Raw genomic sequence first — 13,183 nt, forward strand, 5'->3', positions numbered from 1 at the left:
CGGTTTTATTGAGAATGCTTCCCACTCTTTTTTGATCAATGCTCCCCTTCTTGATCGCAACCGATGTGGGGAGCTATATCCAGCCAGGTAAACCGTAAAAGATGCAGCCGTTCACAGCCACAGCACCGGCAAGAAATCGTGCCAGACCCTACCTGATCAGTCCCAGACTGATGCGTACTCTGCACATCTACTCATCAATGCTGATGCTGCTGATCATGCTGTTTTTTACCCTGACAGGCATCACCCTTAACCACCGGGACTGGTTCTCGGGCCAGGGTAACAGCAGCGAAACTTTATTGGTACTGCCAACGCCGTTTCAAAACAGCACATTATGGCAGACGGACCCCCTCACTCTGGGCGTTCAGGTACGCCATTGGCTCGCCGAGCAGCACCAGGTACCGGGCAGTGACTTTCGTATCGAGTGGGATGCGGATGACCAGATGCTGATGATCGATATCAAGCGTCCGGGCGGATACAGCACAGCAGAGCTTTCCCCTTCCTCTGCAGAGGTGCTGCTATTCAGCCAGGATTACGGCGCTATAGCGCTATTGAATGATCTGCATATGGGACGCAATGCCGGTGACATCTGGCGTTGGTTTATCGACCTTTCGGCTGCCGTGATGCTGCTGTTTACCCTGACCGGTTTCTGGCTGGTACTGCCTCAGAAAAAACGCCGTTCGCGCCTGCTCTCTATCAGCGGTGTCGGCAGCATGCTGATGCTGCTGTGCTACTGGCTGGCGCTAGCGCCCTAAAGGATAGCTGATGAAATCTGACTCTAACTCCCGCGCCATTCTGGCCCTGCTGGCGGCACTGACAAGTTCAGGTGCCCTGGCATCAAACAGCGTCGAGATTGCACTCGAAATCCCGAAGCAACAGGACGGACAGTACCAACGCCCTTACGTCGCGGTCTGGGTCGAGTCCGGAGGTAAGGCGATACGTACACTGGCGCTTTGGAAGAAAGAAGATGACTGGCTTAAGGACCTGCGCCGATGGTGGCGTAAGGCCGGACGCTATAGCCATACGGACATTGACGCCGCCACCGGCGCAACCCGTGCGCCGGGGCAATATCGCTTACGCTGGGACGGACGTGACCGCAATGGCGAGATGTTACCGCCAGGCGACTATCTGATCGCGCTGGAAGCAGCCCGGGAGCACGGTAACCGTACTTTGTATAAACAGAAAATCAGCCTGAACAATTCACCTCAACGTTACACCCTGCCTGCCGGAAAGGAGTTAGGCCAGGTAACCGTTACGGTAGGAGATACCCAATGAAATCCATCAACTTCGCCAGCGCCGCAGTTCTGACGATTCTTGCGACATCAATGCTCAGCCAAACAGTATCGGCTCACCCGGTCTATATGCTGCCGGGAGACTTCAGCCTCTCCTCCGATAAGGCCGAGTGGGTCAGTGTCGATGTCAGCGCTTCTCATACCGTCTTCTCAGCTGATAAAGGCATTGGCCTGCAGGACTTAAAAATCATTTCACCTGACGGTCACAGCAGCCGCATCGGCAGCTACTTCAAAGGCCAGCGACGCAGCGTATTCGATCTCGAACTGCAACAGGAAGGTACCTACAAGCTGAAGATCCAGGGCAAACCCGGAGTGATGACCTTCTACAAGATCGGAAAACGCGGCACCGAAAAGCGCGGCTTCTTCGACAAGATCGAAGCCCGGACCCAGCTTCCCAAAGGCGCCTATGACGCTGAAAGTATCCGCTTTAGCCGCCAGTCCCTGAGCTTCGTCACCCGCAAGGCACCAAGCCGTGGTGCTCTGACCTTAAGCGGTAAAGGGTTTGAGCTGGAAGCGCTGACCCATCCAAACGATATCGTCAGCGGCGAAGGGGCCGAGATGAAACTGTTGATGGACGGCAAACCGGTGACCGGCGCAGAGGTCGAGATCACCCGCTCCGGCACCAAATACCGCAACGATCGCGAGTCACTGAAACTGATCACAAAAGAAGACGGCCTGATCAACTTCACCCCTGCAACTGCCGGCCCCTACATGCTGACAGCCTCTCTGGAACAGCCCAGCCAGTCAGAGCGGGCGGATAAAGAGATCGCAGTACTGTTTATGACCTTTGAAGCTATGGCGGAGTAAATGATGAAATGCCCTGTGTCGTCCCGTACCTGGCTAAAAAACCTGATGCTGTTGCTGTCCCTCAGCAGTACTCAGGTGCTGGCACACTATCCCACCCTCGATTGCGCAAAACAGGCCCAACTTGTCCACTGCAAGGCAGGCTACAGTGATGGTACTGCGGCACAGGGCGCGATCATCCGGCTGTACAGCTATGACGAGGAACTGCTGTTCAGCGCCAAAGCCGACCAGCACTCAGAGGTTTCCTTCGTAATACCGAAGACGGAATACTTCATCAGCTTCAATCCCGGCCATGACCGTCCAGCCGAAGTCGACTATATAGAGCTGGACTGAGATGGCTTATATCGAACCTATACAACCGGCCAACGGTCGCAAAGAGTCACTGTGGGTACTGTTCGCTGTAGTAGCAATCCTCTCTGCAGGCACGATCGGTCTCTCACTGAATAAGCAGGCCAATCGACCTGTCGCCAAAGCGGCCGCTATCACGCTGAGCATCGCTGAAAAGCAGCTGCTAATGGAGCTGACTAACGCATTGCCGGAGATCAGTTTCGAACAGCAGGCCAGCGGGCAATGGCCATCTCTGACCGACCTTGCCCGGCTTGGAATCGAACCATTCGCCAATGAGTTAAGGTCTGACTGGCGCTGGACTCAGCCAGACAGCCATTGCTACCTGTCCAGGCCACAGACCGCTCACTCGGGCTACTTCCTGTTAATCCCCGGGGACAACGCCATTCTGTTTCGCCGCTCAGAGCCGGATGCGCATCTCTCCTGCCAGCCTGATATTGCATGGGTACAACTCAACCAGCGGGAGGACTCCAGCCGGTGAAACCGCTCAGAATTTTGTTGCTGTTCTTTGTATTGTTCAGCCCCTGCAGCTACGCCCGCCTTACCGTGGGTATCACGCTGCACCCCTACTACAGTTACGTCGCCAATATTGTTGGCGATCGCGCCACCCTGCTGCCTCTGGTTGAGTCCGGCTTCAATCCTCACAGCTATGAACTGCAGCCCGCTGATCTTAAACGCCTGCATCAGCTCGATGCATTGGTGGTAAACGGCATCGGCCATGACGAGTTTGTTATGCATGCGATGAAAACCCTGTCGAAAGACAGCAAGGTAGCCATAATCCATGCCAACCGGGATGTGCCATTGCTGGCCGCCCACACTGCCACCAGCCCGGATGTCAGCAACAGCAACGGGGCCTGGAATCCACATACCTTTGTTTCCATCAGCGCCGCCATCCGTCAGATCTACACCATCGCCGATGAACTGGGCAAACTGGACCCGGATAATGCGGTTTTCTTTAAGCGCAACGCCGTTGCCTATGCACGCCAGTTAAGGATGCTGAAAAACCGCTATCGCAAACAGCTGATCGATACTGACCTGAGGCAGATAAAAATTGCCAGCACTCATAACGCCTATGGGTATTTTCTTCAGGAGTTCGGTATCGCCATCGACACCGTGATTGAACCTGCTCACGGAGTGGAACCCAGTGCCAGCCAGCTGAAAAAAACCATCGATCGCATCCGCTCTACCGGTGTCGACCTGCTGTTTACTGAGCTTGATATGGCCAATCGTTATGTGTCCACCATCGAAGACGCTACCGGGGTCAGACTGTATCACTTCTCCCATATGACCTTTGGTGCCTATAACAGAGAGATGGTGATACTGCAGATGGAACAGAACCTGAAAACACTGGTTACAGCACTGAAAAAAGCCAGCCAGTCGCGCACTACAGGAGATCACCATGGGGCCTGAAATCCGCTGCCATGACCTAAGCCTCACGCTCGGCGGCAACGACATACTGCAGCCCCTTTCGACCTGCCTGCACGCTGGCAAGTTACACCTGCTGATCGGCCCGAATGGGGCCGGAAAGTCCTCTCTGCTGAAATGCCTGCTGGGACAGCAGCCCCATCAGGGCGATATAAGCCTGCACTGGGCCAGTAAAGCGGATCGCGTCAGTCCCGCTTATATACCGCAACAAAGCGTATTCGATGTGGCCCTGCCTGTTTCAGTCAGTGACTTCCTCAGCGCCGGTATCAGTCGCTGGCCGTTGTTTGGCTGGAAGCGCCAGCGGGTCGCAGATGAGGTTCGCAAGTTGCTTTTACAGGTGGGCATGGCGGACAAGGCCGAATACCGCCTGGATCAGTTGTCCGGAGGCGAGCGTCAGCGGGTGCTGTTTGCCCGCGCGCTGCAGCATAAACCCGGCTTCTGGTGTCTGGACGAACCGATGACTGGGCTCGACCAGGACGCTCATGCTCAGATCACGCAGCTTATCCTGCGGCAGCGACAGCAAGGCGCCACCATCGTTATGGTTCACCATGACTATGGCTTCGTCCGTCAATACGCCGATCAGGTGCTGCTTATCGACAACGGACTTGTTGCCTCCGGCAGTGCGGAATCCGTACTCAGACGCCTGCCAACAACTCCGGTGACATCCGCTGCCTGAAAGGATAACAACCGATGATGCAAACCCTGAGAGACCTGGCATCCCGGATGGCCGACGGTGGTCAGCTGCCTGAAATCTTTGAATATGCCTTCCTTACCAATGCCCTGGTTGCGGCACTGATTGTCGGCCCCCTGCTGGGCGGACTCGGCACTCTGGTCGTCGTCAAACGTCAGGCATTCTTCTCCGAAGCAGTTGGACACGGCGCACTCACCGGCGTTGCGATCGGCATCCTGCTGGGAGAACCCGCAACTGCGCCCTATGCCTCGCTCTTCAGCTTTTGCCTGGTATTCGCGCTGCTTTTGCACTGGATTAAAAGCCGCACCCGGGTGCCCTATGACGCCCTGGTCGGTGTATTTCTGGCCTTTGCGATTGCATTGGGCGCGGCACTGCTGCTGTATGTGGCAAAGCAGGTCAATGTTCATATTCTGGAGAACGTGCTGTTCGGCTCAATACTCACCGTACAGGATAGCGACATTATCCTGCTGGGCGTGATAGCGCTGATAACACTGCTGCTGGCGATGGTATTTGGCAACAATGCCCTGATAGCCAGTCTCTCCCCGGAGCTGGCACAGGTTCAGGGCATAAACACCCGGTTGTACGACTATGCCTTTGTCCTGCTGATCGCGCTGGTCACAGTGGCCTCGGTGAAGATTATCGGTGCCGTGCTGGTCGGCGCCTTACTGCTGATACCAGCCACCATTGCGCGCATCTTGTCGGGCAGTTTTCGCCGTTTCTTCTATACCGCAATTGCCATCTCCACACTGAGCTGTGTCCTGGGCATTTTGCTGCCGATGACCCAGGCCCTGCCGATACCCTCAGGTGCCGCGATCGTTCTGATCGCCTGCGGATTCTTTCTCACCGCCCTTCTGTCCCGATCACTAAGGAGCTTACTGTGAATCAGATCGCAATCATCCTGAGCATGGTGCTACTTATCGCGTTCACCCCGGTCAGCGCAAACGCCGCCAGCATCGCCACCACGACTCCAATCGCAAAGCTGATCGCAGACGGACTGCTGGCGGACACGCCCATTCAGGTCGCTTACCTGCCCCCGCGTAGATTGCCCTATGGCCGCATCGGCAACTGGCTGCAACATAAGGCAGCACTGAAGGAGATCGCGCACTATCACAGCCTACTCACCGTCGAAGCCCTGCGACCAGATCTGGCAGCCTATCCTTTACTGAGGCGCGGCAATATCGCCGTCATACCAATCGACATTACCCGCCAGATGACACCCGGCGGAACGCGGATAAGTTCCTATCATGGAGATAGTTACTTCTGGCTGCATCCGGATAACCTGCAGGTGATGATCAATATTGCAGCTGCGGACCTGGTCAGAGTCTGGCCGCAATTCAGACACCAGATCATCGATAACCGCCAGATCCTGCGCCAGCAGATCCGGCACTACCAGCTCAGCATCGATGAACTGCTGCTGGATGCCGGCATTGATGAAGTGTCGATCCATCAGGCTGGATTAAAAAGCGCGGCAGAGGCTACAGCCCTTCCGCTGCAGTCTGCCGACACTGAAACCGACCCTATGTTACGCCGCTTGACGATCAGAGCCCGGAAGAAAAGCCACGTTCCGGCACAGACCGAGTTTGTTTGGTCGATCGAGCCGATGGTCAGGCTCACTGATCAGACGTTGTCAGAAGCGCTGGATTTCAACATAGGGTCCCTCAAACAGGCCCTGACGCATCGCTGACCGGCCAAAAGTGTGATCAGTACAGGCGCTTGTCCGCAGTGGCTCAGTCGCGCTCGATCAGCTCTGTGCTGCGCTTAGCCATCGCCCATCTCTTCAGGCCTGTTTAGTCACACAGCAGCCTAACCGAGTAATATGACAACCGATTTTCTCAGCAATAAGTCCCGTAATCCCGCTCTCAACTGATAAGAATCAACTTAATGCCGCGACGTTCTGTGGTGAAATCGATGCCATTGCACTCTAAAAGGCGACAACAGAGGATACCCCGGCCGATGAAACCCGACACAACCCAGGCGATGGAGCAGATGATTGCAGAGATCCGTCACGTGTTGCCCTTTGATATGCCGGTAGACCAGCTCTGCAGTGGTATCTGCAATGGCTGCTCTAAGAAGCTGCTGGATTTTCTTGATATGCAGCTGGAGGAGTGGGAGATGCGCCTGCAAACTGGCGATGCCCCGGCGCTGGGCGAGCTGGATCAGCTGTCGAAGACTGCGCGCAAGATCCACAAGGTGATTGAGCGCAACGGATTGTTGGGATAGCGAGCGCGGAAAACAGCAATAAAAAAGCCGACTCAGCAGAGTCGGCGAACAGGTTCAGAATAGGTTTGGATGCAAATGCATCCTGAGACTGGGTCTCAGCAGCGACCGCGCCCCGAAGGGCGCAGTGTCTGATCAGCGCAACACGCCCTCTTCGACCAGCAGGTCGAAAACAGCCTTTGCTTTTTCCTGAGCAGATTCTTTCTTCAGCACTTTACCGCCGTCACCGGAGGACTTGGCTGTTGCCGCCTTAAAGCGGTCGGCAGCCGTTTTGGCCTTCACCACTTTCAGACGTTTAGGACGTTTACGCGCAGGTGCCTCTTCCCAGCTTGTACGCACGCTGTCTTCAACATTGGCAGCATCTGCCCCGTCGATGGTTGCGCGACGCGCCGGACCGAAAGCGCTCTGGCGCGCAGCATCGGCGGCCAGGTCTACACTGGCGACAAACGGCAGGCGTACCTTGATCGCACGACGCTGACCGCGGGGCAGTGCTTGCAGAATCTCAGCTTCGCCGTTCTCGATCTTACCGATATCGGCAATGCGCGTTACCAGCGGCCAGCCCAGTTTTTCAGCCAGCATAAACGGCGTCATGCCCGAGGCTTCACCACTCTCGGCGCGCACACCGGTGAGGACAATATCCGGACGGTTATCGGACAGATACTCGGCCAGCGCAGGTATGGCATCGCCGGTAGTTGGCTGCTTCAGGACGGTCATCCCTTTCAGGCCCATACCCAGATAGCTGCGCAGTGCTTCTTCAGAGTCATCGCCGGCATGAACCATCTGCAATGATTCCCCTGCCAGCTTCAGGCCCAGCTCGACAGCACGGCCATCCTGTTCGCCGCGACGGGCACGACCGGATTTAGGATGCTGACCAATAGAGACCAGAGAGACAACTTTCACGTTATGCGGCATTTTCGGCCCCCCCCTGACGGTGCTGTTCAACCAGCTTCATCAGCTCGTCCAGAATCTCCTGGCTGTCACCAATCACGCTCAGATCAGCGCGCTTGATCATGTCACAGCCAACATCAGTGTTGATGGCGATCACCTTGTCACACTGGCCGATACCCTGCAGGTGCTGTACCGCACCGGAGATACCCACGGCGATATAAACACGCGCGGTTACCCAGGTACCGGTTGCACCGACCTGACGGAAACGTGGCATAAAGCCATCGTCGACCGCCACACGGGAAGCACCTTCAGTAGCGCCCAGTACTTCAGCCGCCATGTGGAACTGATCCCAGTCGTGAATACCGTTACCCGCAGAGAGGATAAACTCGGCTTCGCCCAGCGGAATCTGGTTCGGATCCACTGCCACCTGTCCCTTGTCTTCGATGCGCACGATAGCACTTGGAATCGCTTCCAGCACGATCGGCTGCGCTGCGTGACGGGTCTCGTCGATCGGATCGGCACATTCTTCCGCCAGCAACAGCAGGCGCGGTGTTTCGCGGGTGATGTCGGTACGCTCGCTGCCACCACGGCAGACCGCATTGGCAACATCCACCTGCCAGGCCTGAGTCGCCGGACGCTCGCCCAGCTTCGCAGCCAGACGGGACCCCAGTTCGTTGCCACCATTGATGCTGTCAGGGAACAGCCAGTAGCGCGGCTCCAGCATTGCATCGACCGCCTGCAACGCGGCAACGCGTTGCTCCGGGCTGTAGCCTTCGTAGGCTTCACCTTCGATATGGATCAGGCGGTCAACGCCTGCCTTGTCGTAGGCTTCCTCTTTGGACTCGCCGAACACCACGGCAACAACTGCGCCCTCGCCTTCGGTATCTTTAACCAGTTTATGGGCCTGACCCAGCACATCTTTGTCATGGCCAGACAGACGGCCACCGACCAGATCCATCACCGCGACAATGTAGAAGTCCGGATTGTCGACGGTTACCAGTGGCAGCTCGACCTCAGCGGCCGCTTTAGCACCGCGGCGGGCACCGCCGGCCTGCGGGCCGTTACCAGCCAGACGGTCAATACGCTTGAGGCCGTTCGGGCCGATAAAACCAACCGCATGCGGGTTTTTACGAATCAGGCCGGACGGGCCACGGGTTTCCGCGGCCGGGGCCACCACATCCGCGTGTTGCGGATGCAGTCGGTTACGGGCGATCCACTCGGTACGGGGATCGCGACGAATCACTCCATCGTAATCATTTGCGCTCATCAGTGAACCTCCTCAACCAGGGTTTCGGCCACGATTTCTGCAATGTCTTTCACTTCAGGACGTGGCTCAACCACACCTTCAAGCATCGCCGTACACTGCTGACAACCGACGGCTACCAGCTCAGCACCTGTCTCTTTGGCATCTTCGATACGCATATCGGCGATACGACGTTCACCCGGGATATCGGTGATCGGCGCACCACCACCACCGCCACAGCAGCGGGAGCGGAAGCCGGAGCGCTCCATTTCAGCCAGTTCGATACCCAGCGCAGCCAGCAGCTCGCGCGGAGAGTCGTACTCGCCATTGTATCGGCCCAGGTAGCAAGGATCGTGATAGGTCACGGTGCCACCTTTAAACTGATCCAGCTTCAGTGTGCCCTCTTTCACCAGCTCATTGATAAAGGTGGTGTGATGCAGCACTTCATAGTCACCGCCGAAGTCCTTGTACTCGTTCTTGAGGCAGTGGAAGGCGTGTGGATCCGTGGTCACAATACGCTTGAACTTGTACTTGTTCAGTACTTCGATGTTGCGCTTAGCCAGGCTCTGGAAGGTCGCATCGTCACCCAGACGACGGGCTACGTCACCGGAATCGCGCTCTTCATCACCCAGTACGGCGAAATCAACCTTGGCGGCTTTCATCAGCTTAACGAAGGCACGCAGGATACGCTGGCTACGCATATCGAAGGCACCGTCGCTGACCCAGAACAGCACGTCCGTTTCCTGAACATCGGCCATGGTGGACAGGTTCTGGTCGGCTGCCCAGTTCATGCGGCTGCCCGGATCGAAACCGTTCGGGTTATCGGTGGCGATCAGGTTTTCCAGTGTCTCGGCACCCTTGTTCGGGGTGTTACCTTTCTCCATGGTCAGGAAGCGGCGCATATCGACGATCGCGTCCACGTGCTCGATCATCATCGGGCACTCTTCGACACAGGCACGACAGGTGGTGCAGGACCACAGTGTCTCGGGGTCAACCAGGCCATCAGTGATGGTCATGGTCGGGCCACCATTGGCGTTACCTACATCGCGACCCGGATAAGGGCTACCGGCGTACTTGGCATCGCTGCCACCGGCCAGACCCACAACCATATCCTGAATCAGCTTTTTCGGGTTCAGTGGCTGACCTGCGGCAAAAGCAGGACACATCGCTTCACAGCGACCACACTGTACACAGGCGTCAAAGCCCAGCAGCTGGTTCCATTTGAAGTCAGTCGGCTTCTCGACACCCAGGGTATCGGCGTTCAGGTCTACCGGCTTAAGGCCGGTCGAACGACCGCCACCGAAGCGCTCAGAACGACGGTGAAAAGCCAGGTGCAGTGCGCCGGCGAAGGCGTGCTTCATCGGACCGCCCCAGGTCATACCAAACAGCATCTCACCCAGGCCATAAACGATACCGGCCAGCAGGATGATCGCCAGCACCCAGCCACCAAACGCTTCAGGCAGGATACCTGCGGCAGGCAGGGTCACGATAAAGAAAGTCGTCGCAAACACCAGCAAGCTCTTAGGCAGGCGCATCCACGGCCCTTTAGACAGGCGTGAAGGCGGGTCCTGACGGCGCTTGTAGACAAACACGGCACCGGTAAACATCAGCGCAGTCGCAGCCAGCAGGGCCCATGCCAGGATCTTGCTTTCAAAACCGAACAGATGCACCAGGATAATCAGTGCCAGGGACAGAACGAAGCCACCACCCGTAGCAACGTGGGTGTTGGACATATACTTGTCGCGCTCGACAACATGGTGCAAATCCACCAGGTAACGACGCGGAATTGCCATCAGACCGCCAACAATGTTGACCTCTGCCGGCTGACCGGCGCGCCACAGGCTGATGCGGCGAGCCGCACCCACCACCAGCAGCGCCAGTGCTACAACAATAAGAATGGGAAGAAGCGAGTCGAGGATCATGATTTCCCCTCATAAAGCCGGATGGAAGGCGGTAGAACCCGCCTTCATTGGTTTCCAGTAAAGGAATGTTATGCAGCGATCGGCGCTGTGGCTGCCACTCCCCGGCCCGACCGGGGTCGGAAAGGGTGATGGCAGCTAAATCAGTTCAGTCCGATCGCTGCAAAGTGCCCCTTAAAGATCCTTACACAGACGCAGTGCATCGTAGATCGCAGCGTGGGTATTACGCTGCGATACACAGTCACCCAGACGCCACAGGATCATACCGTCGCCGGACTCAGACAGTACTGGCTGAGGCTTACCGTCAAACAGGGTTTCGTTATCGATCTGACCCTTGTTGCGGGACTCGGCTTTCAGCTCGAAGTACAGCTCTTCGTTAGGACGAACGCCGTTCTCTACTACGATCTGGTCAACCACACGTTCTTCCTGCTGACCGGTGTACTCGTTCTCCAGCAGCGCAACCAGCTTGTCACCCTCGCGGTAAACTTTCTCCAGCAGCAGATCGGAGGTCATGATCACCTCTTTCTCATACAGACTGCGGTAGTAAGTCGGGAAGGTTGTACCACCGATACCAACACCCGGTTTGATATCGTCAGTCACGATCTCAACCAGAGAGCCTTTAGAGGACAGGTAGTCCGCTGCGGACAGACCGGAGAACTCACAGATAGTATCGTAGATCAGGACGTTTTTGCCCGGCTCGACAGTACCGTTAAGGATGTCCCAGGAAGATACAACCAGCCCTTCTTCAGCGCCCCAGTGCGGGTTCTGCTCCAGGAACGGACGGCCACCGGTTGCCAGGATAGTGACATCCGGCTTCAGGTCACGGATCATGTCAGCGTTAGCTGCAGTGCCCAGACGCAGGTCTACACCCAGACGTTCCAGCTCCAGTGCGAACCAACGGGTAATACCCGCAATCTGGTCGCGCTGTGGTGCTTTGGCGGCGATGGTGATCTGACCGCCCAGCTCTTCCGCTTTTTCGATCAGGGTCACATCGTGGCCACGCTCAGCGGCAACACGCGCCGCTTCCATACCACCAGGACCACCACCGACAACCACGACCTTACGCTTAGGCCCTTCAGTCTTGTCGATGATGTGAGGCATATTCATATGCTCACGGGAGGTCGCAGCGTTCTGGATGCAGAGCACGTCCAGACCCATGTACTGACGGTCGATGCAGTAGTTTGCGCCGACGCACTGACGGATCTGATCGACCTGGTTCATCTTGATCTTGGCGATCAGATGAGGGTCGGCGATATGTGCACGGGTCATACCGACGAAATCAACATAACCGGCTTCCAGGATACGCTGAGCCTGGTTAGGGTCTTTGATGTTCTGAGCGTGGATAACCGGTACGTCGACTACTTCCTTGATGCCGGCTGCCAGGTGCAGGAACGGCTCAGGCGGGTAGCTCATATTCGGGATAACGTTCGCCAGGGTGTTGTGAGTGTCACAACCGGAACCTACTACGCCGAAGTAGTCGATCTGACCGGTGGCGTTGTAGTAAGCAGCAATCTGCTTCATGTCGTCGTGGTTCAGACCGTCCGGATGGAACTCGTCACCGGTGATACGCATGCCGACAACAAAATCAGGGCCCACTTCTTCGCGTACCGCTTTCAGTACTTCCATACCGAAACGCATGCGGTTCTCGAAAGTACCACCCCACTGGTCGGTACGTTTGTTTACACGCGGAGACCAGAACTGGTCGATCATGTGCTGGTGTACGGCAGACAGCTCAACACCGTCCAGGCCGCCCTCCTTCGCACGGCGCGCAGCCTGAGCGAAGTCACCGATGATGCGCCAGATCTCTTCTTCTTCAATGGTTTTACAGGTAGCACGGTGAACAGGCTCACGGATGCCGGAAGGCGACATCAGGTTTACCCAGTTCTCACCATCCCAGCGGGAACGACGTCCCATATGGGTGATCTGAATCATGATCTTGCCGCCGTGCTTATGCACTGCATCAGCAAGATTCTGGAAATGAGGAATGATGCGATCGGTGGAGAGGTTTACGGAACTCCACCAGCTCTGCGGGCTGTCGATAGATACGACACTGGAACCACCACAGATACAAAGACCACAGCCACCTTTGGCTTTCTCTTCGTAGTATTTAACGTAACGATCTGTAGTCATACCACCGTCAGTGGCATAAACCTCAGCGTGAGCGGTACTGACGATACGGTTACGGATGGTCAGTTTATTGATGTTGAGCGGCTGAAACAGTGCATCAAACTGGGACATGGTGCTACCCCATTAACTCTTGTCTGGACCGGCTTGCCGTAATCATTATTATCAGATCAGGGGCCGGTTTTATTATTGCTTTTATAGCCTCCGCCCGCTTCCGGTGCGGAGGCACATACACTCT

At 56.4% G+C, this 13,183-nt stretch carries 14 protein-coding genes; 10 read left to right on the forward strand and 4 right to left on the reverse strand.

From position 1 onward, the window contains the following. The first annotated feature begins 101 nt into the window (after positions 1-101). The 10 genes from Q354_RS0113140 to Q354_RS0113185 all read left to right on the forward strand — a co-directional run bounded on the left by Q354_RS0113140 (position 102) and on the right by Q354_RS0113185 (position 6,774). A complete protein-coding gene (locus Q354_RS0113140; protein ID WP_036229754.1) occupies positions 102-752 on the forward strand; it encodes a PepSY-associated TM helix domain-containing protein in 651 nt (216 codons plus the stop codon). Between the two features lie 10 nt (positions 753-762). Then, entirely contained in the window at positions 763-1,272 is a 510-nt protein-coding gene (locus Q354_RS0113145) for a DUF2271 domain-containing protein (RefSeq protein ID WP_027858008.1), read from the forward strand. Further along, positions 1,269-2,096, forward strand: coding sequence for a DUF4198 domain-containing protein (locus tag Q354_RS0113150; protein ID WP_027858009.1), 828 nt, complete (start codon positions 1,269-1,271; stop codon positions 2,094-2,096). The genes Q354_RS0113145 and Q354_RS0113150 overlap by 4 nt, the downstream gene beginning before the upstream one ends. Then, the gene (locus tag Q354_RS0113155) at positions 2,097-2,426 is read left to right on the forward strand and encodes a hypothetical protein (protein WP_245601044.1); all 330 of its coding nucleotides are present in this window, start codon (positions 2,097-2,099) and stop codon (positions 2,424-2,426) included. It abuts the gene before it with no gap. A 1-nt stretch (position 2,427) separates the two neighbouring features. Continuing rightward, on the forward strand, positions 2,428-2,919 hold the full coding sequence (locus Q354_RS0113160) for a DUF6162 family protein (RefSeq protein ID WP_027858011.1): 492 nt from the start codon (positions 2,428-2,430) through the stop codon (positions 2,917-2,919). Next, positions 2,916-3,848, forward strand: coding sequence for a metal ABC transporter solute-binding protein, Zn/Mn family (locus Q354_RS25705; RefSeq protein WP_036229756.1), 933 nt, complete (start codon positions 2,916-2,918; stop codon positions 3,846-3,848). The genes Q354_RS0113160 and Q354_RS25705 overlap by 4 nt, the downstream gene beginning before the upstream one ends. After that, a complete protein-coding gene (locus Q354_RS25710; RefSeq protein WP_051560116.1) occupies positions 3,838-4,539 on the forward strand; it encodes a metal ABC transporter ATP-binding protein in 702 nt (233 codons plus the stop codon). The genes Q354_RS25705 and Q354_RS25710 overlap by 11 nt, the downstream gene beginning before the upstream one ends. A 14-nt stretch (positions 4,540-4,553) precedes the next feature. After that, complete coding sequence (locus tag Q354_RS0113175) at positions 4,554-5,435, forward strand: metal ABC transporter permease (protein ID WP_245601045.1); 882 nt, start codon at positions 4,554-4,556, stop codon at positions 5,433-5,435. Beyond that, complete coding sequence (locus Q354_RS0113180) at positions 5,432-6,238, forward strand: hypothetical protein (RefSeq protein ID WP_027858013.1); 807 nt, start codon at positions 5,432-5,434, stop codon at positions 6,236-6,238. Before Q354_RS0113175 ends, Q354_RS0113180 begins: the two co-directional genes overlap by 4 nt. Positions 6,239-6,507: 269 nt before the next feature. After that, positions 6,508-6,774 (forward strand): hypothetical protein, encoded by a 267-nt coding sequence (locus tag Q354_RS0113185; RefSeq protein ID WP_027858014.1) that lies wholly within the window; start codon positions 6,508-6,510, stop codon positions 6,772-6,774. Positions 6,775-6,906: 132 nt separating this feature from the next. Here Q354_RS0113185 and etfB read toward each other — a convergent pair whose 3' ends face one another. The 4 genes from etfB to dgcA form a co-directional block, all read right to left on the reverse strand. Next, entirely contained in the window at positions 6,907-7,683 is a 777-nt protein-coding gene (gene etfB / locus Q354_RS0113190; protein WP_027858015.1) for an electron transfer flavoprotein subunit beta, read from the reverse strand. Beyond that, on the reverse strand, positions 7,673-8,926 hold the full coding sequence (etfA, locus tag Q354_RS0113195) for an electron transfer flavoprotein subunit alpha (protein WP_027858016.1): 1,254 nt from the start codon (positions 8,924-8,926) through the stop codon (positions 7,673-7,675). The genes etfB and etfA overlap by 11 nt, the downstream gene beginning before the upstream one ends. After that, positions 8,926-10,821 (reverse strand): (Fe-S)-binding protein, encoded by a 1,896-nt coding sequence (locus tag Q354_RS25715; protein WP_051560121.1) that lies wholly within the window; start codon positions 10,819-10,821, stop codon positions 8,926-8,928. The genes etfA and Q354_RS25715 overlap by 1 nt, the downstream gene beginning before the upstream one ends. A 174-nt stretch (positions 10,822-10,995) precedes the next feature. Further along, the gene (dgcA, locus tag Q354_RS0113205; RefSeq protein ID WP_027858017.1) at positions 10,996-13,059 is read right to left on the reverse strand and encodes a dimethylglycine demethylation protein DgcA; all 2,064 of its coding nucleotides are present in this window, start codon (positions 13,057-13,059) and stop codon (positions 10,996-10,998) included. Between the last annotated feature and the right edge of the window lie 124 nt (positions 13,060-13,183).

The organism is Marinobacterium jannaschii DSM 6295 (assembly GCF_000620085.1).
In the GTDB taxonomy this organism is placed as follows: domain Bacteria; phylum Pseudomonadota; class Gammaproteobacteria; order Pseudomonadales; family Balneatricaceae; genus Pontibacterium; species Pontibacterium jannaschii.